A 24,969-nucleotide genomic window follows, 5' to 3' on the forward strand; every position below is an offset into this window, starting at 1 on the left:
AGAAGCTGAAGATCCCGGTAAACCAGTAAAGGCCACGGCTCTGCCGCCGCACGGCACGCAGTTCCTCATAGCCATTTTTATAAACACTTTTATTCATGGGCAGACTGCACTAGTGGTTCCTTGGCTTCGGGTCAGGGCTGGGTTGCATCATGGTCTGGGTTGTATCAGTTGTGACACAAGCAGGTAAAAAAATGCAATCAGACTGGAAAACGGCGGGAGAATCCTTATTTGCCCTCCGACGCGCCGGCGCCAGTATCAATTTGGACACTTAACCGAATGCCCTATATGTTGCGACCGCATAAATTTCTGTTTGCGCTGATTTTCGCCGCCTTCGCTGCTGGCTGTGCCACCCAGGATCCTGTCGCGCGGGCCTCCGGCGAGGTGTTCGACCCCTACGAGAAAACCAACCGCACGGTTCACGCCTTTAACCGCGGGGTCGACCGGCTGGCGTTCCGGCCTGCTTCCAAGGGTTATGTGGCAATTGTTCCCCCGCCGATGGTGACCAGCTTCTCCCACTTTGCCGAGAACCTGTCGATGCCGGGGCAAATGATCAACGCGCTGCTGCAGGGCGATCTGAAGATGGCCGGCAACGCGTTTTCGCGCTTCGTGATCAACTCCACAGTGGGCTTTGCGGGCCTGGCTGACCCCGCCAGCGAGTTCAACGTGCCGCCAGTCGATACCGACTTCGGCGAGACGCTGCACGTTTGGGGCGTTGGCGAAGGCGCCTACGTCGAGCTGCCGTTTTTTGGCCCCTCCACCTCCCGCGATGCCGCCGGGATTGCGGTGGATTTCTTCACCAACCCGCTGGGATATGTCGAGCAGAATACTGCCGACAACATCAGCATCTATGCGGAAATCGTGCGCCGCATGGGCGATCGTGGCAACTATTCCGACACGATCGATTCGATTCTCTACGAGAGCGCCGACAGCTATGCGCAATCGCGCCTGATCTATCTGCAGAACCGCCGGTTCGAGCTGGGCGATGGCGAAGAGATCAAGGAAATCGACCCGTTCGAACTGGACACCGAAGGATTCTGACGATGGACCGCCGCAAATTTCTGATGGGTGCCGGCGCCGTGCTGGCCACCGCGCCGCAAGCCCTGTGGGCGCTGAACGAAGCCAGCGCCAGCACGCTGATCAACAGCCTGGTCACCGACATCAACCGTGTGATCGCCTCCGGCAAGGGCGAGAGCGCGATGTACCGCGACTTCGAGCGGATCTTCCAGCGCTACAGCGACACCTCCTATATCGCCGCCTATGCGCTGGGTTCGGACGGGCGCCGGGCGTCCTCCGCACAGAAGCAGGCGTTCTCCCAGGCCTTCCAGGGCTATATCTCGCGCAAGTATGGCAAGCGCTTCCGTGAGTTCATCGGCGGCAAGCTGGAGGTGACTGGCGTCAAGAAGGTGAAAAAGTGGTATGAGGTGAGCACCATAGCCTACCTCAAGGGCCAGTCCCCCTTCGAGGTGACATTCCTTGTGTCGGATCGCTCCGGCCGGGATCTGTTCTTCAACATGTTCATTGAAGGCGTCAATCTCCTCCTGACCGAACGCACCGAGATCGGCGCGATCCTGGACAGCAAGCGGGGCGACATTGACGCGCTGATTGCAGAGCTGAAGCGGCTGAGCTGAAGCACCCCGTCACTGGATTAGAAATAGGCTCCCCGCGGGGAGCCTTTTTTGTTCTGCTGACGGTATTGGCCCGCATGCAGCGGGGCACTCCCGCCCGTCGCTGCAGCATCAGTGATGCCTTGCTCCCGTTGGGTCTGGCGCCCTGCCCCGCGGGCAGGGCGCACGCCGCACCCTCTGGGTGCGGCGCCGGGCCCAACTGCCGAAGGGCTCCGCAAGGCGGCCTGAGACAGGCGGGAGAGCTCCCGCCAGCCCCGACGCCGGTCAGTTGCCCAGGATATCGCGCAGGATGTTGTCGACCGCGCGGCCCAGCTCCTGGCCAAGGTTCGGTCCCTGACGGCGGCGGCGCTCGCGGCGCGGTTCCTGCGGCGGCGGCGCTATCGGCGCTGGTTCCAGCATCGGCAGCGGCTTGGGCTCCAGCCCTTCATGCACCCGCACCATGGTTTCCTTCCAGATCTCGGCCGGCAGGCCGCCGCCAGTCACACCGGACAGCGGCGTGTTGTCGTCATAGCCCATCCAGACGCCCGCCACATAATCGGCAGTGAAGCCGATGAACCAGGCATCCTTGGCCGCCGAAGTGGTGCCGGACTTGCCCGCCGCCTGCCAGCCCGGGATCTGCGCCCGCTGGCCCGTGCCGCCGGCAATCACCTTCTCCATCATCCAGACCAGCTGCTGCGCCGCCTCAGTGCGGATCACCCGTTCGCCGATACCGCCGCTGGCGCCCATCAGCGCGTTGCTGTCCTCGACCAGCTTCAGCTCGGTCACCCCGTAAGGCGTCACTGAGGAGCCGCCGTTGAGGATGCCAGCGTAGGCCCCGGTCATTTCCAGCAGGCTGCTTTCGGAGGCGCCCAAGGCCAGCGCGGGCCCTGCCGCCAGGTCGCTGTCGATGCCGAAATCCCGGGCCACCCGGCTAACCTTGTCGCGGCCCACCGCCTCGGAGATCTTCACCGCCGGCACGTTGAGCGAATCCCGCAGCGCCCGCGCCAGTGTCACCTCGCCATAAAACTTGCGTGTATAGTTGTCCGGGCACCACTGGCCCGACCCCGGAATGTTCAGGCAGTATTTCGCGTCCAGCACCCGGTCATAGGGCGAATAGCCAAGCTCCAGCGCGGTGGCGTAGACAAACGGCTTGAAAGCCGAGCCAGTCTGCCGCTTGGCCTGTGTGGCGCGGTTGAACACGCCCGACACCTTCGTCTTGCGGCCGCCGACCATGGCGCGCACGGCTCCGTCGGCGCTCATCACTACAATCGCCGCCTGCGCCTTGGAGCCTTCACGGACCTTGTTCTCGAACACGTATTTCAGCGCTTCTTCAGCCGCCGTCTGCAGGCGCTGATCCAAGGTCGAGCGGATTACGACATCCTCGGTGGTCTGATCGCCCAGGAAGTCCGGGATGGTATCCATAACCCAGTCGGCAAAATAACCGCCAGCCCGCGCCGCGGCGGCCTCGCTCAGCACGGCAGGGTTATCCTGGTTGCGCTTCATCTCCGCGGTGGTGAGATAACCCTGTTCCTGCATCAGCCGCAGCACGGTCGCGGCGCGGTCCTGCGAACGCTTCAGGCTGTTGGTCGGCGCCAGAGTTGACGGCGCAGTCAGCAGACCGGCCAGCATTGCGCCTTCTGCCGGAGACAGCTGGTTGGCGGATTTGCCGAAATACCGCTGCGCAGCCGCCTCGGCGCCATAGGCGCCTCCGCCCATATAGGCGCGGTTCATGTAGATCGAGAGGATCTCGTCTTTGGTGTATTTGGTCTCCATCGCCAGGGCAAATACCGCCTCGGTCGCCTTGCGCCACAGCGAGCTCTTACGGCAGTCAGCCTCATAGGCGCTTTCGCTCTTCCACTCAGAGGGGTCATAGACGCGCCCCAGGCACAAGAGCTTGGCGGTCTGCTGGGTGATGGTAGAGCCGCCATGGCCCGACAACGGCCCGCGGCCCTCGCTGAGGTTGATGCGCACGGCGCTGGCGATGCCGCGCGGCGAGATGCCGAAATGGCGGTAGAACCGCTTGTCCTCAGTCGCGACGATCGCATTCTTCAGATGCGGCGAGACGGTATCCGCCGTCACCACGCCGCCGAACTGGTCGCCACGCCAGGCAAAGACCTCGCCCTCGCGGTCCAGCAAAGTGACCGAACCGCGCGCGCGTCCGTCGAGGTAGGCAGAGACTTCCGGCAGCCTGGCATACTGGAAAGCCACCGCCAGGCCGATCAGCCCGCAGACCACCATGCCAATACGCCAGGTGAATCCCCAGACCAGCCGGAACGCCCAGGCAAAGGGCGCCAGCAAAAGGCCGATAAGGCCGCGCTTCTTAGGCGCGGGCCTGGCGCGCGTCTTCTTGCGGAACAACAGACCGAAGAGCCCGGCCTTCTTTGCCTTGCGCGCGGGCTTCCTGCGCACGGGCTTTTTCGCGGCAGAGGCCCTGCCCTTGCCGCCTGCGGAATAGCGTTTTTCTGCCACCAGAGGCTTGCGCCCGGATCCTTGAGCCATCGTCATTTCCTGCCCGGTTTGCCCGTTTGCCGCGACAATACTCTGCCTGCCGCGGTTTGTAGAGGGGCAGAATCCGGACCTTTCCCCTTTTGCCAGATGGCCGGTTTTTAAGCGAACCGGGCAAAAGGCGCAAAATTATTGTGCGCTCGCAGAAAGACGCGCGGAAACTTGCTGGCCGTTTCTTTGCACGACTCGGGCGGCCCGTTTTGCTGCAAGTGCGAAATGCATCGGCATGGGGCCGGCGTAATCAAATGCAGGGGATGCTGAGATGAAACTGATCATAGCTGCCATCAAGCCCTTCAAGCTGGACGAGGTCCGCGAAGCGCTGACCTCGCTGGGTGTCAGCGGGCTGATGGTCACCGAAATCAAGGGCTTCGGCGCGCAGGCCGGGCACACGGAAATCTACCGGGGCGCCGAGTACGAAGTGAACTTCGTGCCGAAGCTGAAGCTGGAACTGGTGGTGCCCGCCGATCAGGCCGAGGCCGCCGTCAGCGCCATCTCTGAGACCGCCCGCACCGGCAAGATCGGTGACGGCAAGATTTTTGTTCTGGATGTGGAACAGGCCGTGCGGGTGCGCACCGGCGAAACCAATCTCGAGGCGCTCTGAGCGCGCCCGGCATGGAGGAAAGACATATGAAGCAACTGAAACTCCCCTTGGCCGCGCTGGCGCTGACGGCGCTGCCGGGCCTGGCCCTTGCCCAGGACGGCCCGGCCCCGGGCGTGAACCCGGCAACCGACACCGTGTTCATCCTGAACTCGCTCCTGTTCCTGATCGGCGGCTGCCTGGTGTTCTGGATGGCGGCGGGCTTTGCCATGCTGGAGGCGGGGCTGGTGCGCTCCAAGAACGTCACTATGCAGCTGACCAAGAACATGGCCCTGTTCTCGCTGGCGGCGGTGTTCTACTGGCTGATTGGCTATAACCTGATGTATCCGCTGGGCAATTGGGCGGTTGACGGTGTCTTGTCCGGTGTCTTTGGCCCCGGCGTTCTGGAAGCCGTGGGGATCACCGCAGAAGGCGCGGATGATTACTCCTATGCCTCCACCGGCTCTGACTTTTTCTTTCAGCTGATGTTCTGCGCCGCCACCGCTTCGATCGTGTCGGGCACCCTGGCCGAACGCATCAAGCTGTGGCCCTTCCTGATCTTCACCATCGTGCTGACCTCGGTGATCTACCCGTTCCAGGCCAGCTGGAAGTGGGGCGGCGGCTTCCTGGAAGAGATGGGCTTCCTGGACTTCGCAGGCTCGACCGTTGTGCACTCCGTTGGCGGCTGGGCCGCACTGACCGGCGCGCTGATCCTGGGCCCGCGCATCGGCAAGTACAAGGACGGCAAGACCATCCCGATGCCCGGCTCCAACCTGGCGCTGGCGACGCTTGGCTGCTTCATCCTGTGGATGGGCTGGTTCGGCTTCAACGGCGGCTCGCAGCTGGCGATGGGCTCCATCGGCGACGTGGCTGATATCTCGCGTATCTTCGCCAACACCAACGCTGCTGCCGCAGGCGGCGCCGTGGCGGCGCTGGTGCTGACCCAGCTTTTGTTCCGCAAGCCTGACCTGACCATGATCCTGAACGGCGCGCTGGCGGGCCTGGTGGCAATCACCGCCGAGCCGCTGACCCCGGGCCTGGGCCTGGCCACCCTGATCGGTGCCATCGGCGGCGTGATCGTGGTCTTTGCGGTGCCGTTCCTGGACAAGCTGCAGATCGACGACGTGGTCGGCGCCATTCCGGTGCACCTGATCTGCGGCATCTGGGGCACCGTGGCCGTGGTTCTGTCGAACCCCGAAGCCAACCTGCTGACCCAGCTGACCGGCATCGCCGTGGTGGGTGTCTTCACCGTCGCAGCCTCTGCCGTTGTCTGGATCATCCTGCGTGCCACCATGGGCATCCGGGTCGAGGAAGAGGACGAGGTCAACGGGCTCGACATGGCGGAGCTGGGCATGGAGGCCTACCCGGAGTTCTCGCCGAGCTGACTTTACAGCCCTTGAAAGAAAAGCGCGGCGCCTGCTTCAGGCGCCGCGTTTCGATTTGGGCGGGGCACTCCCGCCAGGCGCGGGATCATCACAGGTGATCCCCCCTGTTGGGCCAAGCGCCGCTGCCTCGGCGCAGCCGGAGGGACCCGGATTCGTTCCTCCTCTGCACCGCGCCAGCGGTGCCACGCCCAAGCCTGCAAGGGTCTTGGCGCAGCCAAGGCACGCTTACAGGCGCGGGAGCCCCGCCCTTGCCAAGCCCGTTACCAGAATCGAAACGGGCAACAGATTTTTGAAAACTTTTGACAAGACCTTTCACAACAAGTCTTGCGCGGCCTCGAGCCAATAGAAAAACGCGCCCGTTTCGCGGGCGCGTTTTCACCTTAACACAAATAACGCTCAGACGCCTGCGTCGACGATCGCCTTGGCCAGAACCGGCACGGTCTGCGCGTTGAGGCCCGCGATGTTCAGGCGGCTGTCGCCCACCATGTAGATGCCGTTGTCGACCCGCATCTTCTCGACCAGCTCCGGCGTGGTGCCCAGGAGAGAGAACATGCCGCGGTGCTGGGCGATGAAGCTGAACCGGTCAGAGCCGGTCAGCCGCTGCAGTTCATCCGCGAGGCTCTGACGCAGGCCCAGCATACCGAGGCGCACCTCTTCCAGCTCTGCCGCCCAATCGGCACGCAGGGCATCGTCGTTCAGGATCATTGTCACCAGCCGCGCGCCATGATCCGGCGGGAAGGAGTAGTTCTGCCGGTTCAGGAACGCCAGGGTGCCTTGGTTCAGCGCCTGCGCAGAGGCATCGTTGGAAACCGCCATCAGCAGGCCGGTGCGCTCGCGGTAGATTCCGAAGTTCTTGGAGCAGCTGGCCGCGATCAGCGTCTCGGGGCAGCTGGAGGCGACCAGGCGCACGCCCAGCGCATCCTCTTCCAGACCATCGCCAAAGCCCTGATAGGCGATGTCGATCATCGGGATCAGGCCGCGTTCGTTCAGCAGCGCGATGACCTCTTTCCACTGCACCTCGTTGAGGTTGGCGCCGGTCGGGTTGTGGCAGCAGCCGTGCAGCAGCACCACGTCGCCCTTCTCAGCGCCCTTCAGGTCTTCCATCATCCCGTCGAAGTTCACACCACGGGTGTCGCGGTCGAAGTAGCGGTAGACGACGGTTTCGATGCCGACGTAGTTCAGGATCGACACGTGGTTCGGCCAGGTCGGATCCGACACGAAAACGCGGGCCTTGGGGTTGGCCATCTGGATCAGCTCAAACGCCTGCCGCACCGCGCCGGTGCCGCCGGGGGTGGCTGCGGCAGCGATGTTTTCGCGGGCAACGGCATCGCCGAGGATCAGCTTGATCATCGCGTCTGAGTAGGCCGGATCGCCCGCCAGGCCGACATAGGCCTTGGTGGTCTGCTCTTCCCACAGCTTGTGCTCCGCCGCCTTGATCGCGCGCATCACCGGGGTGACGCCCTCCGCGTTCTTGTAGACGCCGACACCAAGGTCGATCTTATCCGCGCGCGGGTCGTCGCGGTACATTTGCATCAGCGCCAGGATCTTGTCGGCGGGCTGGGGTTTCAGGGTCTCGAACATCAGTTCTCTCCGGTAGCAACGGGAAGGGTCGGGAAGGCACCCCATTCCACCCAGGACCCGTCATAAAGCGCGTGATCGGTTTTGCCGGTCCGCTCCAGGGCGAGGCTGAGGATGGCGGCGGTGACGCCCGATCCGCAGGAAGTAATCGCAGGTTTGCTCAGATCGACGCCAGCAGCTTCAAAGGCGGCACGCAGCCCTTCGGCATCCTTCATGGTGCCGTCGTCATTCAGCACCTGGCCGAAGGGGACGTTTTTGGAGCCCGGTATATGGCCCGCACGAAGTCCCTCGCGCGGCTCCGGCGCGTCGCCGCGGAAGCGCTCGGCAGAGCGGGCGTCGATGATTTCATGGTCTCCCAGCTTGGCGGCGGCAGAGACCTGAGTCACATCGCGCACCATGTGGTTCTGCACCCGCACGGTCATATGGCGGTCGCGGATCACCGGCGGCAGATCCTCGACCGGATGGCCTTCAGCCTGCCACTTGGGGAAACCGCCGTCGAGAACCGCAACATTGGTCTGGCCCATCAGCCGGAACAGCCACCAGACACGGGCGGCGGAAAACAGGCCGGCGCCGTCATAGATCACCACCTGGTGACCGTCGCCGACGCCCATGGCGCGCAGCTTGGACATGAATTTCTCGACCGGCGGCACCATATGCGGCAGGTCGGACCGGTTGTCGGAAATATCGTCGATATCGAAGAACCGCGCGCCAGGAATGTGGGCGGCCTCATACTCCGCCTTGGCGTCCCGGCCCTGCTGCGGCAGATACCAGGAGGCGTCCAGCACCCGCAGATCCGGGTCCTTAAGATGGGCGGCCAGCCAGTCCGTGGAAACCAGCGTCTTCGGATCGTCCTGCATCAAAGCGTCTCCCTGTCTGCACTTAGCGCCATGGGTACATCCGGCAGCACAGCGGCGCAAGCTATCCCGGCCGTCTGCCTGCGGTTACAAATTTCTTGCGGCGTTTTAACGTGCCGGTAATAACCGCAGACACAATTTGAGCTTATTATTGCAGAGGTCTATTGCCATGCCCGTTTTTCGACGCATCATTCCAGTCCTCCTCGTTTTTCTTTGTCTGGCCAGCCCCCAGGCGCTGCGTGCAAGCTGCGTGGAGATCGGGAAAACTTGCATTAATGACAATGACTTGAAGGCGCAGATCCGGATCGGTCGCCACACTCCGGACTTGCAGGGACTGGAACGGTTCAGCCATCTGAAAGAACTGACACTGATGGCTGACCTGCGCTTTGACGCGCCAGTCGACCTCTCGCCGCTGGCGGCGTTGCCGGGGCTGGAACGGCTGGCGCTGGTCGGCATCACCGCACCCGACATAACCCCCCTCACCCGCCTGCCGGAACTGAAGCGGCTGAGCCTTGATTCTGTCCGCGCGCCGGACTTCACTCCGCTGGCCGGCGTGACCGCGCTTGAGCATCTTTCGGTCTGGGGCATCAAGGACGTCACCGACCTGTCCTTTGTGCGCGGCCTGACCCGGCTGCAGAGCCTGAATATCGCCGATTCCGGCGTTACCGACCTGAGCCCGCTCGAGGGCCTTAAGGAACTGGAGGTCTTTCTGGCCTTCAACACGCAGGTTTCCGATCTGAGCCCGCTGGCCGCCGCAAATCTGCGGGTGGCCTGGATTTCCAACTGCCCGGTGGAAAGCGTTGCCGCGCTGGCCGCCTCGGACCGGCTGGAGATGCTGCGGGCGGATGGCACCCGGCTGCTAAGCCTTGAGGGGCTGCAGAACAAGCTGGCGCTGCAAACCCTGATCCTGTCGGACACGCAGGTGGCGGAGCTGGCCCCGATTGCGGATGCGGCAAACCTGAATGAACTGGCGCTGGATGGCACAAATGTCAGTGATATTTCTCCGCTGGCCGGGCTGAACGCGTTGCGCAAGCTGACCCTGAAAGGCACCGCGGTTAGCAGCCTGAAACCGCTCGCAGGCAAGAACCTGCGGGAACTCTCGGTGACCAACACTGCCGTTGCGGACCTGGAGGGGGTTCAGGGGATGGGAGAGCTTTGGGAGCTCAGCATTTCGGGGACCGGCATTCGCGACCTGACGCCGCTGAGCGGATTGAAGAAGCTCTCCATCCTGCGGGTGATCGGCGTGCCCGCCGCGGCGCTGCAACCGCTTCTGGAGATCGACAGCCTGCGGATCGTCTTTGCCGGCCCCGCCTTGAAGTCCCACAAGCGCCTGCTGGGCCGGGAGAAGATCACGGAATACATCACCAGCGTGCAATAAGGCTGGCGGCTCTTGCCTGCCGGCACCGCGCCGGTATCAGCGCCAAACGGGCGCGCCTGCCTTCCCAGGGGTTTCAAGCCACCACCCGCAATCGCGGCGCTTCCGGCCGGGCTGCTGCGTGGCCCGCGGAAAACCGGTGCGCAAAGGCAAGGCCGGCCCGGATCACATGCGGATCCATCTGCCCGCCGGTGACGTCGGCGACGGCTTCACGCGCGCCCGGCGTCTGGTCCCGGCGCATGTGATGCAGCATCCGCAGCAGCGCGGCCTCTTCCGGCGTCACGGTCCCGCGCAGTTCCAGGTCAAAAGGATCCATGAAGGCAAACTGCCCGTCCCGGCAGTCCAGCACCGCCCGCAGCAGTTTCATCAGCGCCTGCGCCGCGGGCAGCCCGACGGCCTCGCCCCAGCGTTCCGCCGCCACCATATAGGCCCGCTGCCAGGCCTGGCTGTCCGGCGTCTCATAGCTCATCAGAAAGTGCCGCAGCACCGGCAGCAGCCCGGTCTCGAATTCGTCAAATCCATGCGCCGCCAGCCCGGCCTCATGCGAAACTCTACTCATTGGCTTGTCCCTTACGATGGTCCCGACAGCAGGCGCGCTGTCCTCTTCGTCCGGGCTGGATCCTTAGGCGGATTTGCTGGGAACCACATATCTGACTTATTTTGTCGGATATTGCAACAGCAGACGGCTGCAGAACAGCGCCTTGCGGCGCCGGCCTGCGGCGCGAGTATTTTCAGAAAGATGAAAGGGAGCGGCGCGCTCTCGCCAAGGGCCTTAGCGGGCGTCCTTCAGCAGCCGCTGCTTCTGGCGGCCCCAGTCGCGCTTGGCCTGGGTTTCGCGCTTGTCATGCAGCTTCTTGCCCTTGGCGATGCCCAGTTTGATCTTGGCACGGCCCTTGTGGTTGAAATAGATCACCAGCGGCACCAGGGTCATCCCCTTGCGCTGGGTCAGGTTCCAAAGGTCGGCCAGTTCCTTGCGCGAGACCAGCAGCTTGCGGCGGCGGCGCTCTTCATGCTTGAACACCTTTGCCTGCTCGTAGGGCGGGATATAGGAGTTCACCAGCCACAGCTCGCCGTTTTCCACTGCGGCGTAGGAATCGGCAATATTGGTGCCGTTGCCGCGCAGCGCCTTGACCTCGGACCCTTCCAGCACGATGCCGCATTCGATATCGCTTTCGATCGCGTAATCGAAGCGTGCCCGCCGGTTCTCGGCGATCACCTTGTAATTCGGGTCTGATGTCTGCTTTTTCTTGGCCATGGGCGGCAGATGTAAGGCCGCGCGGCGGCGGGCGCAAGATGGCGCTCACACCTTGCCGCTGCGCAGCAGCGTGAAAACACCACTGCCGACGATGACGGCGCTGCCGATCAGGGTCAGCGCATCGGGGCGTTCGCCAAAGACCAGCACCCCCAGCACCATGGCAAATACCAAGCGGGTATAGCGGAACGGCGCAATGACAGAGATCTCGCCCGCCCGCATGGCGCCAGACAAGGCGTTATAGGCAATCACCCCGATCACCGTGGCTGCCGCGATATCCAACCAGTTGCGCGGGGCCGGCCAGACAGCGCCGCCGGTCCAGCCCAGCGCAAGTGCACCAGCCACCACCAGCATCGCAAAGCCCAGGAACCCCAGCTGGTTGTTGCTCATGTCCTTGGGTGCCGCGCGGGTGGCCAGATCACGGCCCGCAAAGCCCAGCGTGCCAGCCACCGCAAACAGCGAGGCAGGCTCAAAGCCGCTGAGGCCCGGCCGCAGGATCAGCAGCACCCCGGCAAAGCCCAGCCCAATGGCCAGCCAGCGCCGCCAGCCGACGGTCTCTCCAAAGAATACCACCGCGCCCGCGGCAACCACCAAGGGCGTCGCTTGCAGAATGGCCGAGGCCGAAGACAGCGGTGTCAGCGCAATCGCCAAGGTATAACACAAGCGCCCCGCGACTTCAGACAGGGACCGCAACAGCATCGGGCGCGTGCCAAAACCCGGGTGCCAGGGGGTGTGACCTTGCGCACGCGCTAGGCCTGCAAAAACCGCCATGCCGCCGAGACCGAACAGGATCAGGATCTGCCCCACCGGGAGGCTGGCGGCGGCGGATTTGATGAACATGTCCTCCAGCGCAAAGGCCGCCATGGCCAGCACCATCAGAAGGCTTCCGCGCAGCGTGTCCATCCCTGGCTCCAGTACCTGCAACATCAATCACTTGCGCAATTGGTAGGCAGCCCGGGGAAAATACACAAGTGAAGCACCTTAATCCCGCTGCGTCAGAGCCGCCTGCCGGTAGTGATGCATGTTGAGAAAGGCTGCGCCGGTTTCCAGGCTGCGGTAGCCGTGCGGCTGATCGGCAGCAAAGCGCAGGCCCTGGCCTGCTTCCAGCGGCACCCATTCCCCGTCTTTCAGCACCTCCATGGAGCCATGCAGCACAAAGACCTCCTCCGTCACCCCGGTGTCATGCGGCTGCGACTGGTGGCTTTGGCCCGGCTTCAGCGTCACCTGAAAGGTCTCGGCGCCCAGAAGCGGGTCAAAGGGAAACACGATCTTGACCCCGATGCTGCCGGGGAACTGCACGGTCTCATAAACCCCGGCGGCCTCCCCCACCGGCCGGGTTGCTTCGCCGATCAGGGCGGTCAGCGGCAGGTGGAATCCCTTGGCGATCTTCCACAGCGTCGCAATCGTCGGGCTTGATTCGCCGCGCTCGATCTGCCCCAGCATCGCCTTGCTGACCCCGGTGGCCTCTGCCGCCTTTGACAGGCTAAGTCCCGCCGCTGCCCGGATTTCCCGCAGGTTCAAGGTGATGCCGTCGTCGCTCATTGTCTCCGCCCGTCAAAAAAGCCTTGTGCGCTATAACGCACGGGATGTAATGTGCGCTATAACGCACAAAACCCCTACCCGATCCGGCGCCAGAGGAAAACCCGCATGCTCAAGGATGTGAAGCTGTCGCATATTGTCTCCGGCGCGGTCGCGGTGCTGGTCGGCTATACCGGCTCGGTCGCGATCATCTTCCAGGCGATCGAGGCGGTGGGCGCGACACAGTCCCAGGCCAACAGTTGGATGCTGGTGCTGGGTCTCGGCATGGGGCTCACCAGCCTGATCCTGTCGCTGATCTACCGGAAGCCGGTCCTGACCGCCTGGTCGACGCCGGGCGCGGCGCTGCTGGCGGTCAGCCTCAATGGCGTGCCGCTGGCAGAGGCGGTGGGCGCCTTTCTCCTTTGCGCGGTCCTGCTGACCCTCACCGGCGTCACCGGCTGGTTCGCCGCCCTCTCCCGCCTGATCCCGGACAGCCTGGCCAGCGCGATGCTGGCGGGCATCCTGTTCCAGTTCGGGCTTTCCGCCTTCACCTCGCTGCAGACCGACACCGCGCTGGTCGCCGTTATGGGCCTCACCTTCCTCGCGGGCCGCAAGCTGTTTCCACGCTATACTATCCCCGCGGTGCTGGCAGCGGGCGTGGCCTGGTGCGCAGGCACCGGTGCCTTTGGCAGCCTGGAGGCGCTGGACCTGACCCTGGCGCGGCCGGAGTTCGTCATCCCCGCCTTCTCGCTGCCGGTGCTGATCGGCATCGGCCTGCCGCTGTATGTCGTCACCATGTCCTCGCAGAACATGCCGGGCGTGGTGGCGCTGAGGGCCTGCGGCTATGAACCGCCGGTGTCCGCCAGCCTCACCGTCACTGGCCTGGCGTCGCTGCTGCTCGCCCCCTTCGGCGGCTTTGCCTTCAACCTCGCCGCCATCACCGCCGCCATTTGCGCGGGCCCGGAGGCGGATGAGAACCCGGACACCCGCTATCTGGCGGGCGTGATGACGGGCCTTGTCTACATCCTGGTGGGGCTTGGCGGCGCCACCGTGATCAGCCTGTTCCTGATCGCACCCAAGGCGCTGGTCGCCACCGTGGCGGGCCTGGCGCTGCTGGCGACCATCGGCAACAGCCTGTCTGCCGCGCTGGCGGAACCGCAGGGGCGCGAGGCGGCGCTGATTACCTTCATGACCACGGTCTCCGGCATCAGTTTCCTGGGAATCGGCGCGCCTTTCTGGGCGCTGGTATTGGGGCTGACGGTGAATCACTGGCTGAAGCCCCCCGACCCCGCCCCGCTGCGCGCCTGAAGACACACCGCCAGAGACATTACGCCACTGAAATCCGGCGCAATCTGCGCCAATATTACCGAAGAGAGCCCCGCCCGGTTGCCTTTATTGCGCAAATCGTGTCCCTGAGGGCAAAGACTAAGGGAACCAGCCTGATGCCAAAGTACCGATCCAGAACCTCCACCCATGGCCGCAACATGGCGGGCGCGCGCGGATTGTGGCGCGCCACCGGCATGAAGGACGATGATTTCGGCAAACCGATCATCGCCATCGTCAACTCCTTCACCCAGTTCGTGCCCGGCCACGTGCACCTCAAGGACCTGGGCCAGATGGTCGCTCGCGAGGTCGAGGCGGCCGGCGGCGTCGCCAAGGAGTTCAACACCATCGCGGTGGATGACGGCATCGCCATGGGCCATGACGGCATGCTCTACTCGCTGCCCTCGCGCGAGGTGATTGCCGACAGCGTCGAATACATGGTCAATGCGCACTGTGCGGACGCCATGGTCTGCATCTCCAACTGCGACAAGATCACGCCCGGCATGCTGATGGCGGCCATGCGCCTCAACATCCCGGCGATCTTCGTCTCCGGCGGCCCGATGGAAGCGGGCAAGATCGACATCGCCGATCTCGACATGAAGAAGATCGACTTGGTGGACGCCATGGTCGCGGCGGCAGATGACAAGTTCACCGACGAGCAGGTGAAGCACATCGAGGAAAACGCCTGCCCGACCTGCGGGTCGTGCTCCGGCATGTTCACCGCCAACTCGATGAACTGCCTGGCCGAGGCCCTTGGCCTGGCGCTGCCGGGCAACGGCTCGACGCTGGCCACCCACGCCGACCGCAAAGAACTGTTCCTGGAGGCCGGCCGCAAGATCGTCGAGATCACCAAGCGCCATTACCAGGACGAGGAAAAGGGCCTGCTGCCGCGCGAAATCGCCACGTTCGAGGCGTTTGAAAACGCGATGAGCCTTGATATCGCCATGGGCGGCTCCACCAACACCGTGCTGCACCTGCTGGCAATCGCCAATGAGGGCGAGGTGGACTTCACCATGTCCGACATGGACCGCCTCAGCCGCCGGGTGCCCTGCCTCTGCAAGGTGGCCCCCAACATCCACAACGTCCACATGGAGGACGTGCACCGCGCCGGCGGCATCTTCTCGATCCTGGGCGAGCTGAGCCGCGCAGGGCTCCTGCACGAGGACTGCCACACCGTGCATACCGCATCCATGGGCGAGGCGATTGCCAAGTGGGACATCAAGGTTGCCAACAACCCGGAGGCCGAACAGCTGTTCAAGGCCGCCCCCGGCGGCGTCCGCACCACCCAGGCGTTCTCCCAAGCCAACCGCTACAAGGAACTGGACACCGACCGCGAGCGCGGCGTGATCCGCGCCAAGGAGCACGCCTTCAGCCAGGACGGCGGGCTGGCGGTGCTGTTCGGCAATATCGCGCGGGACGGCTGCATCGTGAAAACCGCAGGCGTCGATGAGCACATCCTGAAGTTCACCGGCTCGGCCTATGTCTGCGAAAGCCAGGACCAGGCGGTGAACGACATCCTGACCGGCAAGGTCAAGGAAGGCGACGTGGTTGTGATCCGCTACGAGGGCCCGCGCGGCGGTCCGGGCATGCAGGAGATGCTGTATCCCACCTCTTACCTGAAGTCGAAGGGCCTCGGCAAAGCCTGCGCGCTCCTGACCGACGGCCGCTTCTCCGGCGGCACCTCCGGCCTGTCGATCGGCCATGTCTCGCCCGAGGCAGCCGAAGGCGGCACCATCGGCCTGGTGCGCCAAGGCGACAAGATCGAGATCGACATCCCCAACCGCACCATCCACCTCGCGGTCTCCGACGAGGAACTGGCGGTGCGGCGCGAGGAGCAGGACGCCAAGGGCTGGAAACCGGCCGAGCCGCGCAAGCGCAAGGTCTCCAAGGCGCTGAAGGCCTATGCGCTGCTGGCCACCTCCGCCGCCAAAGGCGCTGTGCGCGCGCTGCCTGACGAGGATTGAGGCCATTCAATATCGAAGCAAAGCAAAACCCGCCGCCTCAAAACGGCGGGTTTTCTTCTGCTCTCCGCGCCGGGGGCCGGGTCAAGGGCCGCGCAAGGCGCGGTGGCGCAGCCGCTTGCCCTTGAGGCGGTTTCAGGCGCAAAACAATGGGCCAGGCGCGTTCAGGGCAGACCTGCCCCTGAACCGCCTCTCAGCAAATTTCTTTCATCCGCAAAGCTCTCCCGCCGCCGCTATGGCCCGCTGGCTGCCGCCAGCACGCCAAGCCGCGTTGGGCCACGCGCCGTGCTGGCGCACGGCGCGCCTCCGGCGGGAGTATTTGGGCAAAGGTGAAGCCATATGGCCGATTGCACCACCCGCCCGCGCCGCGTCAGCGGCGCCGGGCCCAAGGCTTTGAGCTGCATCTTTGATGCAGCGGCAAAGGCGCGGGAGCTCCCGCTTGCGGCCCTGTCTGCCTACTCCCCCAGTTTGGCGTGCACCTCGTCCAGGTCGATCTCGCCCACCGGCATCTTGTTGGCCGGGTTCTCGAAATCGTATTTGAACAGCTCGAAATCGCGCTTGTAGATCTCGTAGACCAGATGCATCGACAGGTCGTCGAAGTAATCCTCCACCGGATGCGCGCGCTTGGGGCCGTGGCCTTCGCTCTCGTTGAAGCGCGGGATTGCGGCCAGGTCCACCGGATGCGGCGTCTCGATCGCGTCCAGCACCTGCTGCATGCCCTCGTTGAAGGCCTCGGTCCAGAAGATCTGGTTGTAACGCCCGCCGTTCAGGATGAAGGTCGAAACATGCCCCGACATTGCCGACCAGTGGATGTCCGGGTCCATCGGGCGGCGCCAGCGGATGGTGTCGCGGGCGAACAGCAGGAACCGGCGGAAGCTGGCGATCTGGTCGAACTCCTGCTTGCCGTCCTCGCCGCCGACTTCGATCCCGTACTCATAGGCCAGCTTGGGCACCAGGTTGCCGCGGTAGCGGCGGCCGTTGCGCTGGATGCCGCAGATCTTGTCGAAGAAGGAGCTGAGGATGCGGGTATAGGGGTTCCTCACACATGTGAAGGCATAGGACCGCTGCCCCTGCACATTGCGGGTGATCGGACCCTGGCTGTGCTCCTGTGCCCATTTGTGCAGCCCCTCCTTGGCGTCGTGAATGTCGCCGTCGAAGAATGTGCCGTGATCGGAGTAGTAGAGGATCTGCCCGATCGTCGAGCAGGCGCATTTCGGCACCACCCGGTAGACCACACTTTCACTTTCCGTCATCCAGGTGCCGGGGAACCCCATCCGCTGCCCTCATCTTGTTCACGCCATTCCCAGCTTCATCGCATATGTTTACCGAAACGGAAACTATCTGGTTTATTCGTGCCTTCAGCCCGCCTATCAAGGGAAACAATCAGGCAAGTCGAGGCGCTCCGTCCACCCTATGGCGAAAATCGCATATATCCTGCTCTGCCATAAAGACCCCGAGGCGATCATCCAGCAGGCTGAGCGGCTGACTGCGGCTGGCGATTACATGTCCATCCACTTCGACGGGCGGGCGGCGCCGGAAGACTACCGGATGATCCGGACGGCGCTGGCGGACAACCCGAATGTGGCCTTCGCGGGAAAGCGGATCAAATGCGGCTGGGGGGAGTGGTCGCTGGTGCAGGCCACCCTGCACGCGCTGAACAGCGCGGTGGAGGAGTTTCCGCGCGCAACCCATTTCTACATGCTGTCCGGCGACTGCATGGCGGTGAAGACGGCGGAATACGCCCACCGGTTCCTGGACGCGCACGACAAGGACTTTATCGAAAGCTTCGACTTCTTTGAAAGCGACTGGATCAAGACCGGAATGAAGGAAGGCCGACTGATCTACCGGCACTTCTTCAACGAGCGCAAGCACAAGCAGCTGTTCTACTGGAGCCACGAGCTGCAGAAACGGCTGGGGCTGCAGCGCGAAATACCTTCAGACATTCAGGTGCAGATCGGCAGCCAGTGGTGGTGCCTGCGGCGGCGCACGGTGGAGTGGATCCTGGACTTCATCCGCAAACGCCGCGATGTGATGCGATTCTTCCGCTCCACCTGGATCCCGGATGAGACCTTCTTTCAGACCCTGGTGCGCCACCTGATTCCCGAACAGGAGATCGAAAGCCGCACCCTCACCTTCCTGATGTTCACCGACTACGGCATGCCGGTGAGCTTCCACAATGATCACTATGATCTGCTGCTCAGTCAGGATTTCCTGTTTGCCCGCAAGATCAGCCCTGAGGCCAAGGAGCTGAAATCCCGCCTGGGGCGGCTCTATGCGGCGCAGGGCGTGGATTTCCAGATCTCCAACGAGGGGCGAAGCCTGTACCGGTTCCTGGCCCAGCGCGGCCGCATCGGGCGCCGCTTTGCGCCGCGGTTCTGGGAAACCGAAAGCACCCTGGGGCGCGAGCGCGAGCTGCTGATTGTGGTGTGCAAGAAATGGCATGTGGCCAAGCGGCTGCTGGAGCAGATCCGCCAGGTGACCAACATCCCCGCCATTGAGTACCTGTTCAACGAGGAAAACACCCCGCTGCCGGACCTGGGCGGCATCCAGACGGCCCTGATGAAGCGCACCCGCCACCGCCGGGCGCTGATGCGGATGCTGTTCGAATACTACGAGACCGATCAGCTGATCATCTGCCTGGACCCCGGCGCCATCGACCTGATGAATGACTTCCATTCCGACCGCTCCTCGACCCGCTTCCTGCACATCGAATGCGAGTTCAGCGATGATTACCTGGTCGGCCACGCCCACCGGGTCGGCCTCGCGGGCGAGCGCACGCCGCAGCTCGCCCTGGACCGGCTGCTGCCGACAATCCGGAACGATATCCTGCACGAGGGCGACCGCATCCGCGATGCCGGGTTCAACCAGCTGTTCCACGTGCGCGAGAGTGCAAGCGCCGAGGAAAACGCGGGCCAGCTCAGCGGCTTCCTGTCTCTGTCAGGCGACAAGGCGATGGAGCTTGCCGCAACCCGCCACCTGTTTGCTGATTGAGCTGGCTGCCAGACACGCCGCGGCGCAGGTTGACAACCCGGTACCGGTGGCTTCGTCATATGCAGATGCGCGGAACTGTCCGGGACAGCCTGGCGTTTGCCCGTCACGGGCGCAGGTGCTCGAACGCTGAAAGGGGCAATGGATGGCAGACCAGGCGGAACCCAAGGCGGTCTTCCTCACCGGCAGCCTGATGCGGCATGTGACGCGCATGTCGCTGACAGCCAGTATCGGGCTGATGGCGATGTTCGCGGTCGATTTTGTCGACATGGCCTTTATCGCCATGCTGGGCAATGACGCGCTGGCCGCCGCCGTTGGCTATGCAGGCACCCTGCTGTTCTTCACCAACTCGATCAATATCGGCCTGTCGATTGCCGCAGGCTCGCTGGTGGCGCGGGAGCTGGGCGCGGGCCGGCCGGACCAAGCCCGCCATTACGCCACCAGCGTCGCCGCCATCGGCGTCCTGACCGGGCTGCTGATGCCCGTTCTTGTGCTCGCCTATCTGGAGCAGATCCTGACGCTGCTAGGCGCGGAGGGCGAGGTGCTGCGGCTGGCGATGCGCTATGTCTGGATCATCCTGCCGACGATGTGGGTGATGGCGCTGGCGATGACCGGCATGGCCGTGCTGCGCGCCCATGGCGATGCCCGCCGCTCGATGGTGGCGACGCTCTACGGCGGCGGCCTGAACGCGGTGCTGGATCCGCTGCTGATCTTTGGCCTGGGACTGGGGCTGGACGGGGCGGCCATTGCCTCGGTGCTGGCCCGGGCCTGTATGCTGGTGGCCGCTTTCTGGCCTGCGATCCGGGTGCACCAGGGCTTTATGCGGCCAGCGCCGGCGCAGGTTGCAGGCGATCTGCGGGCGATCCGGGCGATTGCTTTGCCGGCGGTTCTGACCAACGTCGCCACCCCGGTCGGCAACGCCATTGTTTTGCGCGAGATTGCCCAGTTCGGCACCGAAGCGGTGGCCGGCATGGCGGTGATCGGCCGCCTGATGCCGGTGGCCTTCTCGGTGATCTTCGCACTGTCGGGCGCCATCGGCCCGATCATCGGGCAGAACTTCGGCGCCGGGCAGTTCGCCCGCGTCCGCCAGGCCTTTATGGCTGGCATCACTTTCACCGCGGTCTACGTGCTGCTGATGGCGGCAGTGCTGTTTGCTCTAAGAGTGCCCATCGCGGACTTGTTCTCCGCCACCGGTGAGACCCGCGCGCTGATCTACCTGTTTTGCGGGCCGCTGGCGCTGGCCTACTTTTTCAATGGCGTAATCTTTGTCGAGAACGCCAGCTTCAACAACCTGGGCCGCCCCGTCTATTCCACCTGGATCAACTGGGGCCGCCACACCCTGGGCACCTGGCCGCTGGCGGTGCTGGGCGGCCACCTGGCCGGCGCGCCGGGGGTGCTGCTGGGCCAGGCCGCTGGCGGGATGATCTTTGCCGCACTCGGCGCGCTCTTGGTGCACCGGGTGCTGCAGGACCTCACCCGGCCCGCTCCGGTCGATGCTTTTGCGCCGCAGAACCGGCTGCACGCCCTGCTGGGCCGCCGCGGCTGGTAGAGCCTTTACCGCCTGACCTGCCCCGCCAAGTGCTCGGCGATCCAGTCGAACACCAAACTCGGCCCTTGCAGGCGGCTGGAGTAGTCGCGCGACATCACATAGCCCGCATCACTCACCACCACATCGGGCACCGCCTGCACCAGCGCGCCGCTCTGCAGCAGCCGGTCGATCAGCCCCAGCCAGCCCAGCGCAATGCCGTCGCCGGACACCGCCGACTGCACCACCATGTCGTAGTTGTTGAAGCTGATGTAGTGCTTCGACCGCTCCCCGGCGATGCCCAGCCGGTCGAACCACCCCTGCCAGGTCTGCCACTCGGCCGAGGCCGGTTTCGACAGGCTGAGCAACTGGCAGTCCAGCAGGCCGGCGGCCGAGGGCACCGGGCCATGCTTCTCCAGATAAGCCGGGCTGCACACTGCGCCGACCCGCTCCTGCAGCAGCATCACATCGCCGTCCCCCATACTGCTGCGCGGGCCGACGTGGATCTTGATATCGCAATCCTCGCCATAGTCGTCCGGCGGCACCTGGCTGGCCAGGATCTGGATCTCGATCTCATCACCCAGCTCCGCCCGCAGATGCGACAGCCGCGGCAAGAGCCAGAAGCTGGAAAACGCAAAATCCGCTGAAACCCGCACCCTGGGCCGCGACTTGCGTTCCAGCAGAGATGACACGGAATTGCCCATTTGCGTCATCGCCGGGCGCACAACATTGAGCAGCCGCACCCCCTCGTTGGTCAGCGACACCCCGCGGTGCCCGCGGCGGAACAGGGCAATGCCCAATTCGGTCTCAAGCCCCTTGATTTTCTGCGAAACCGCCGACTGCGTCAGCCCCAGCGCCTCTGCCGCGCCGGTGAAATTGCCATGCCGCGCCACCAGGTCGAAGGTGTGCAGCGCGACCAGGTTGTAGCTCAGCTTCCTATTAATGCTGCTAATGTCATCCATAAATAATTGCCTACTGCAAAAGGCAGAATTTTTGTAACAGAAAATGCCCTGCGTAAGTTCTGCTAAGGCCGCAGCCCCGGCGGCATCAACCGGCAGAGCAAGGGAAACAGGGATACTCTATGTCAATCAAACCTCCTTTGACGGATCTGCCGATCGGCACATCCGACCGCGGCTTTTACCGGGGCTTCAGCCAGATCGTCACCATCTCCTCCAAGCTGATGATCGGCGGGCTGGTGGTCTGGGCCATCGCTTTCCCGGAACAGTCGGGCGCGGTGCTGAATTCGATCAACGGCTTCATCCTCGCCTCCTTCGGGGCCTGGTACATCTGGACCGTGGCGCTGTTCGTGCTGTGCTGCGCAGCACTTGCAATCTGGCCCACCGCCGGACGCCTCAAGCTGGGGCAGCACGGCGACCAGCCCGAATTCTCCAACTTCTCCTGGTTCTCGATGATGTTCGGCGCAGGCATCGGGGTCGGCATGCTGACCTGGGCGGTGGCAGAGCCGATCTATCACTGGAACAACAACCCGGAAGTCATCCAGGGCCTCACCAACGGCGGCACCGCGGACAATATCCGCATGGCCTACAAGTGGTCCTTCCTGCACTGGGGACTTGGCGCCTGGGCCTGTTATGCCATTGCCGGGCTGGCGCTTGGCTTCTTCAGCTACCGCCGCGGCCTGCCGCTGACCATGCGCTCCTCGCTGACACCGCTGTTCGGCGCGCGGCTCTCCGGCTCCATCGGCCATACCGTCGATATCGTCGCCGTGGTCGCCACCATCCTCGGCGTCGCACAAACGCTGGGGTTCGGGGTTGAACAGTTTGTCTCCGGCCTCACCCGCATCGGTATCGGCGGGCTGACCAACGAGGGCGGCACCGCCAACACCACCGGCGTCATCGTGGCGATTCTGGTGATCATGCTGGCCTCCACTGCCTCGGCGTTGTCGGGTGTGGGCAAGGGCATCAAGTGGCTCTCCAACATCAACATGGTGCTCAGCATTGCGCTTTTGAGTTTCTTCCTGCTGTTCGGCTCCACCTTCTTTGGCCTGCAGGCGCTGCTGGTCGGCCTGTGGGACTACCTGGTCGCCATGCCCGACATGCTGTTCCGGGTTTGGACCGGCGACGGCAACCCGGACAGCGTCGCCTCCAAGCTCGAAGGCTGGCAGGGCGGCTGGTCGGTGTTCTATTGGGCCTGGTGGATTGCCTTCGCGCCCTTCGTCGGCCTGTTCCTCGCCCGCATCTCCAAGGGCCGCACCATCCGCGAGTTCGTGCTGGGCGCGATGATCGTGCCGTCGCTGATGTGCTTTGTCTGGTTCACCTGGGCCGGCGGCACCGCCATCGACCTGGAGCTGCACGGCGGCGCAGGCGGCCGGATCAGCTCAGCCCCCGATGGCGACAAGATCTTTGCCATGGTGCAGTACATGCTGTCGCCCTGGCTGGGCTGGGCGATGTCGGTGATGATCGTGATCCTGCTGATGACCTACCTGGTGACCACGGCGGACAGCGCGGTGCTGATCGTCAACACCATCAATGCCGCCGGCGACGAAGGCCCCAAGGCCCGCCCGCACATCGTCTTCTGGGGCGTGGCGCTGGGTGCAGTGGTGACGGCGCTGTTGCTGGTCGGCGGCCTCAAGGCGATCCAGACCGCGATGGTGATCGGCGCCCTGCCGTTTTCACTGGTGATGGTGCTGCAATGCGCCGCTCTGGTGAAGGCGATTTACAACGACGGCCGCCGCGAGCAGGCAGGCCTGGCCACCACCGTCACCCAGGAACCGGCGGAATAAGGATCTCCCCGGGCGGATGGCTGCGGACGGGCAGCGCAGCCATTCGCCACTTTACAAGCTCCGCCGCTCCTTCATGCTAGGGGCGGACGCCTTCAACCAAAGGACCATAAAAATGACCAAATACTACAACAGGGACTCTCTCCACCCCGCGGTGCGGATGCATGCGGAGGAAGTTGCACAACACAAGCTGGACCGGCGCGAGTTCCTGAGCCGCGCAACCGCGCTGGGGGTGACCGCCTCTGCCGCCTACGGCATGATCGGCCTCAGCCAGCCGGTGCAAGCGGCGGCCAATGCCCAGGAAGGCGGCACCATCCGCATCCAGCAGGTTGTGCGCGCGCTGCTCGACCCGCCACTGTTCAACTGGCCGCAGCTGGGCAACCTGGTGCGCGGCTACATGGAATACCTGGTGCAGTACAACGCCGACGGCACCTTTGAACCCCGCCTGCTGGAAAGCTGGGAGGTCAACGAGGACGCCACCGAATACCTGCTGCACATCCGCCCCGGGGTGCACTGGAACGACGGCCGCGGCACCCTGACGGCCAAGGACGTGGCCTACAACTTTGCCCGCTGGTGCGACGGCAAATGGGAAGGCAACTCGATGGCCGCCCGCATGGGATCGCTGCAGAACGAGGCCGGCGACGGCCCCGCCGAGGGCGCGCTGGAGGTGGTGGACGAGCTGACCCTCAAGGTGAAGCTCACCCGCCCCGATATCACCATCATCCCGGCGGTGACCGAATACCCCGCCGCCATCGTGCCGGACGGCTGGTCCGGCGATCCGGGCGCCGACCCGATCGGCACCGGCCCCTACAGGCTGGTCGAATACGAGGTCGGTGTTAAGGCGGTGCTGGAAAAGGACCCGGATCACCAGTGGTGGGGCGAAGGCGCCCATCTCGACCGGATCGAGTTCATTGACTTCGGCACCGACGGCGCCACCCACCTGTCGGCAGCGGAATCCGAAGAAATCGACATGACCTACGAAACCGTGGGCGAATACGTCGACATCTTCACCTCCATCGGCTGGAACGTCAGCGAGTCGGTCTCGGCCAACACCCTGGTCCTGCGCACCAACCGCGACGCCGAGGTGGACGGGATGCAACCTTATGCCGACGCCCGCGTCCGCCGCGCCCTGGCACTGGCCTGCGACAACGCGGTGCTGCTGGAACTCGGCTATGACGGCCGCGGCACCCTGGCGGAAAACCACCATGTCTGCCCGATCCACCCGGAATACGCCGACATCGGCGCGCCGGTGCGCGATGCAGAGGCCGCGCGCCAGCTGATGGAAGAGGCCGGGATGCTCGACTTCGAGCATGAACTGATTTCCATCGACGACGACTGGCGCCGCAACACCACGGATGCGCTGGCGGCGCAGATGCGGGACGCGGGGCTGAAGGTCAAACGCACCGTGCTGCCCGGCAACACCTTCTGGAACGACTGGGACAAGTACCCGTTCAGCTCCACCGACTGGGGCCACCGCCCGCTGGGCGTGCAGGTGCTGACGCTGGCCTACAAGACCGGCGTCGCCTGGAATGAAACCGGGCTGGCCAGCGCTGAGTTCGATTCCATGCTGGAAACCGCCTCAGCCATTGCCGACGCCGACACCCGCCGCGGGCACATGGAAGGCATCGAAAAATTCATGCGCGAGGATGGCACCATCATCCAGCCCTACTGGCGTTCGCTTTACCGCCACGCCCGCCCGGGTGTGATCGGCGCCGAAAGCCACCCGATCAACGAAATCCACGTGCACAAGCTGGCGCTGGAAGCCTGATCAGGGGCTGAAAGAAGAA

Annotated in this window: 20 protein-coding genes; 11 read left to right on the forward strand and 9 right to left on the reverse strand. The window is 64.2% G+C overall.

What is annotated here, in order from left to right:
• The first annotated feature begins 276 nt into the window (after positions 1-276).
• Both AC4HIX_RS09270 and AC4HIX_RS09275 read left to right on the forward strand, forming a co-directional pair.
• Positions 277-1,038 carry an MlaA family lipoprotein gene (locus AC4HIX_RS09270; RefSeq protein ID WP_475049500.1) on the forward strand — a complete coding sequence of 254 codons (762 nt, stop codon included), beginning with the start codon at positions 277-279 and terminating at the stop codon, positions 1,036-1,038.
• A gap of 2 nt (positions 1,039-1,040) precedes the next feature.
• Positions 1,041-1,628: an MlaC/ttg2D family ABC transporter substrate-binding protein gene (locus AC4HIX_RS09275; RefSeq protein ID WP_490398781.1), complete on the forward strand. Its 588-nt coding sequence runs from the start codon at positions 1,041-1,043 to the stop codon at positions 1,626-1,628.
• A 261-nt stretch (positions 1,629-1,889) separates the two neighbouring features.
• Here the strand turns inward: AC4HIX_RS09275 and AC4HIX_RS09280 are convergent, their stop codons facing one another.
• On the reverse strand, positions 1,890-4,103 hold the full coding sequence (locus tag AC4HIX_RS09280) for a transglycosylase domain-containing protein (RefSeq protein WP_490398782.1): 2,214 nt from the start codon (positions 4,101-4,103) through the stop codon (positions 1,890-1,892).
• 268 nt (positions 4,104-4,371) lie between these two features.
• Here AC4HIX_RS09280 and AC4HIX_RS09285 point away from each other — a divergent pair, with 268 nt between their 5' ends.
• Positions 4,372-4,710, forward strand: a complete 339-nt coding sequence (locus AC4HIX_RS09285) for a P-II family nitrogen regulator (protein WP_475049495.1) — start codon at positions 4,372-4,374, stop codon at positions 4,708-4,710.
• 26 nt (positions 4,711-4,736) lie between these two features.
• Positions 4,737-6,071 carry an ammonium transporter gene (locus AC4HIX_RS09290; RefSeq protein ID WP_475049492.1) on the forward strand — a complete coding sequence of 445 codons (1,335 nt, stop codon included), beginning with the start codon at positions 4,737-4,739 and terminating at the stop codon, positions 6,069-6,071.
• A gap of 396 nt (positions 6,072-6,467) precedes the next feature.
• Here AC4HIX_RS09290 and AC4HIX_RS09295 read toward each other — a convergent pair whose 3' ends face one another.
• Together AC4HIX_RS09295 and sseA are read right to left on the reverse strand one after the other, a co-directional pair.
• Positions 6,468-7,652, reverse strand: coding sequence for an amino acid aminotransferase (locus AC4HIX_RS09295; RefSeq protein WP_490398783.1), 1,185 nt, complete (start codon positions 7,650-7,652; stop codon positions 6,468-6,470).
• Positions 7,652-8,506, reverse strand: a complete 855-nt coding sequence (gene sseA / locus AC4HIX_RS09300) for a 3-mercaptopyruvate sulfurtransferase (RefSeq protein WP_490398784.1) — start codon at positions 8,504-8,506, stop codon at positions 7,652-7,654. The genes AC4HIX_RS09295 and sseA overlap by 1 nt, the downstream gene beginning before the upstream one ends.
• A gap of 283 nt (positions 8,507-8,789) precedes the next feature.
• Here sseA and AC4HIX_RS09305 point away from each other — a divergent pair, with 283 nt between their 5' ends.
• A complete protein-coding gene (locus AC4HIX_RS09305; protein WP_490398785.1) occupies positions 8,790-9,881 on the forward strand; it encodes a leucine-rich repeat domain-containing protein in 1,092 nt (363 codons plus the stop codon).
• Between the two features lie 73 nt (positions 9,882-9,954).
• Here AC4HIX_RS09305 and AC4HIX_RS09310 read toward each other — a convergent pair whose 3' ends face one another.
• From AC4HIX_RS09310 to AC4HIX_RS09325, 4 genes are all read right to left on the reverse strand, one after another.
• Positions 9,955-10,437 (reverse strand): hypothetical protein, encoded by a 483-nt coding sequence (locus tag AC4HIX_RS09310; protein WP_490398786.1) that lies wholly within the window; start codon positions 10,435-10,437, stop codon positions 9,955-9,957.
• A gap of 213 nt (positions 10,438-10,650) precedes the next feature.
• Positions 10,651-11,133, reverse strand: coding sequence for an SsrA-binding protein SmpB (gene smpB, locus AC4HIX_RS09315; RefSeq protein WP_475049480.1), 483 nt, complete (start codon positions 11,131-11,133; stop codon positions 10,651-10,653).
• 45 nt (positions 11,134-11,178) lie between these two features.
• Positions 11,179-12,033 (reverse strand): DMT family transporter, encoded by an 855-nt coding sequence (locus tag AC4HIX_RS09320; RefSeq protein WP_490398787.1) that lies wholly within the window; start codon positions 12,031-12,033, stop codon positions 11,179-11,181.
• Positions 12,034-12,111: 78 nt separating this feature from the next.
• On the reverse strand, positions 12,112-12,672 hold the full coding sequence (locus AC4HIX_RS09325) for a helix-turn-helix domain-containing protein (protein WP_490398788.1): 561 nt from the start codon (positions 12,670-12,672) through the stop codon (positions 12,112-12,114).
• Positions 12,673-12,777: 105 nt separating this feature from the next.
• On the opposite strand from AC4HIX_RS09325, the gene AC4HIX_RS09330 reads away from it, so the two are divergent.
• Positions 12,778-13,956 carry a benzoate/H(+) symporter BenE family transporter gene (locus tag AC4HIX_RS09330; protein WP_490398789.1) on the forward strand — a complete coding sequence of 393 codons (1,179 nt, stop codon included), beginning with the start codon at positions 12,778-12,780 and terminating at the stop codon, positions 13,954-13,956.
• A 134-nt stretch (positions 13,957-14,090) separates the two neighbouring features.
• Entirely contained in the window at positions 14,091-15,935 is a 1,845-nt protein-coding gene (ilvD, locus tag AC4HIX_RS09335) for a dihydroxy-acid dehydratase (protein ID WP_490398790.1), read from the forward strand.
• 452 nt (positions 15,936-16,387) lie between these two features.
• Here ilvD and AC4HIX_RS09340 read toward each other — a convergent pair whose 3' ends face one another.
• Entirely contained in the window at positions 16,388-17,206 is an 819-nt protein-coding gene (locus AC4HIX_RS09340) for a sulfotransferase family protein (RefSeq protein WP_490398791.1), read from the reverse strand.
• Between the two features lie 139 nt (positions 17,207-17,345).
• Between AC4HIX_RS09340 and AC4HIX_RS09345 the strand changes: the two genes are divergently transcribed.
• Positions 17,346-18,923 carry a DUF5928 domain-containing protein gene (locus AC4HIX_RS09345; protein WP_490398792.1) on the forward strand — a complete coding sequence of 526 codons (1,578 nt, stop codon included), beginning with the start codon at positions 17,346-17,348 and terminating at the stop codon, positions 18,921-18,923.
• A gap of 142 nt (positions 18,924-19,065) precedes the next feature.
• On the forward strand, positions 19,066-20,469 hold the full coding sequence (locus AC4HIX_RS09350) for an MATE family efflux transporter (RefSeq protein WP_490398793.1): 1,404 nt from the start codon (positions 19,066-19,068) through the stop codon (positions 20,467-20,469).
• A 5-nt stretch (positions 20,470-20,474) separates the two neighbouring features.
• Here AC4HIX_RS09350 and AC4HIX_RS09355 read toward each other — a convergent pair whose 3' ends face one another.
• Complete coding sequence (locus AC4HIX_RS09355; protein WP_490398794.1) at positions 20,475-21,407, reverse strand: LysR family transcriptional regulator; 933 nt, start codon at positions 21,405-21,407, stop codon at positions 20,475-20,477.
• Positions 21,408-21,526: 119 nt separating this feature from the next.
• Between AC4HIX_RS09355 and AC4HIX_RS09360 the strand changes: the two genes are divergently transcribed.
• The gene (locus AC4HIX_RS09360) at positions 21,527-23,185 is read left to right on the forward strand and encodes a BCCT family transporter (RefSeq protein ID WP_490398795.1); all 1,659 of its coding nucleotides are present in this window, start codon (positions 21,527-21,529) and stop codon (positions 23,183-23,185) included.
• Positions 23,186-23,297: 112 nt separating this feature from the next.
• Positions 23,298-24,950, forward strand: a complete 1,653-nt coding sequence (locus tag AC4HIX_RS09365) for an ABC transporter substrate-binding protein (RefSeq protein WP_490398796.1) — start codon at positions 23,298-23,300, stop codon at positions 24,948-24,950.
• Positions 24,951-24,969 lie beyond the last annotated feature (19 nt).

This window comes from Leisingera sp. (assembly GCF_982940295.1).

Bases quoted from the DNA above. Each gene is read 5' to 3' on its own strand.
- AC4HIX_RS09270 (WP_475049500.1), top strand. From the start codon at position 277: ATGCCCTATATGTTGCGACCGCATAAATTTCTGTTTGCGCTGATTTTC.
- AC4HIX_RS09275 (WP_490398781.1), top strand. From the start codon at position 1,041: ATGGACCGCCGCAAATTTCTGATGGGTGCCGGCGCCGTGCTGGCCACC.
- AC4HIX_RS09280 (WP_490398782.1), bottom strand. From the start codon at position 4,103: ATGGCTCAAGGATCCGGGCGCAAGCCTCTGGTGGCAGAAAAACGCTAT.
- AC4HIX_RS09285 (WP_475049495.1), top strand. From the start codon at position 4,372: ATGAAACTGATCATAGCTGCCATCAAGCCCTTCAAGCTGGACGAGGTC.
- AC4HIX_RS09290 (WP_475049492.1), top strand. From the start codon at position 4,737: ATGAAGCAACTGAAACTCCCCTTGGCCGCGCTGGCGCTGACGGCGCTG.
- AC4HIX_RS09295 (WP_490398783.1), bottom strand. From the start codon at position 7,652: ATGTTCGAGACCCTGAAACCCCAGCCCGCCGACAAGATCCTGGCGCTG.
- sseA (WP_490398784.1), bottom strand. From the start codon at position 8,506: ATGCAGGACGATCCGAAGACGCTGGTTTCCACGGACTGGCTGGCCGCC.
- AC4HIX_RS09310 (WP_490398786.1), bottom strand. From the start codon at position 10,437: ATGAGTAGAGTTTCGCATGAGGCCGGGCTGGCGGCGCATGGATTTGAC.
- smpB (WP_475049480.1), bottom strand. From the start codon at position 11,133: ATGGCCAAGAAAAAGCAGACATCAGACCCGAATTACAAGGTGATCGCC.
- AC4HIX_RS09320 (WP_490398787.1), bottom strand. From the start codon at position 12,033: ATGGACACGCTGCGCGGAAGCCTTCTGATGGTGCTGGCCATGGCGGCC.
- AC4HIX_RS09325 (WP_490398788.1), bottom strand. From the start codon at position 12,672: ATGAGCGACGACGGCATCACCTTGAACCTGCGGGAAATCCGGGCAGCG.
- AC4HIX_RS09330 (WP_490398789.1), top strand. From the start codon at position 12,778: ATGCTCAAGGATGTGAAGCTGTCGCATATTGTCTCCGGCGCGGTCGCG.
- ilvD (WP_490398790.1), top strand. From the start codon at position 14,091: ATGCCAAAGTACCGATCCAGAACCTCCACCCATGGCCGCAACATGGCG.
- AC4HIX_RS09340 (WP_490398791.1), bottom strand. From the start codon at position 17,206: ATGGGGTTCCCCGGCACCTGGATGACGGAAAGTGAAAGTGTGGTCTAC.
- AC4HIX_RS09345 (WP_490398792.1), top strand. From the start codon at position 17,346: ATGGCGAAAATCGCATATATCCTGCTCTGCCATAAAGACCCCGAGGCG.
- AC4HIX_RS09350 (WP_490398793.1), top strand. From the start codon at position 19,066: ATGGCAGACCAGGCGGAACCCAAGGCGGTCTTCCTCACCGGCAGCCTG.
- AC4HIX_RS09355 (WP_490398794.1), bottom strand. From the start codon at position 21,407: ATGGATGACATTAGCAGCATTAATAGGAAGCTGAGCTACAACCTGGTC.
- AC4HIX_RS09360 (WP_490398795.1), top strand. From the start codon at position 21,527: ATGTCAATCAAACCTCCTTTGACGGATCTGCCGATCGGCACATCCGAC.
- AC4HIX_RS09365 (WP_490398796.1), top strand. From the start codon at position 23,298: ATGACCAAATACTACAACAGGGACTCTCTCCACCCCGCGGTGCGGATG.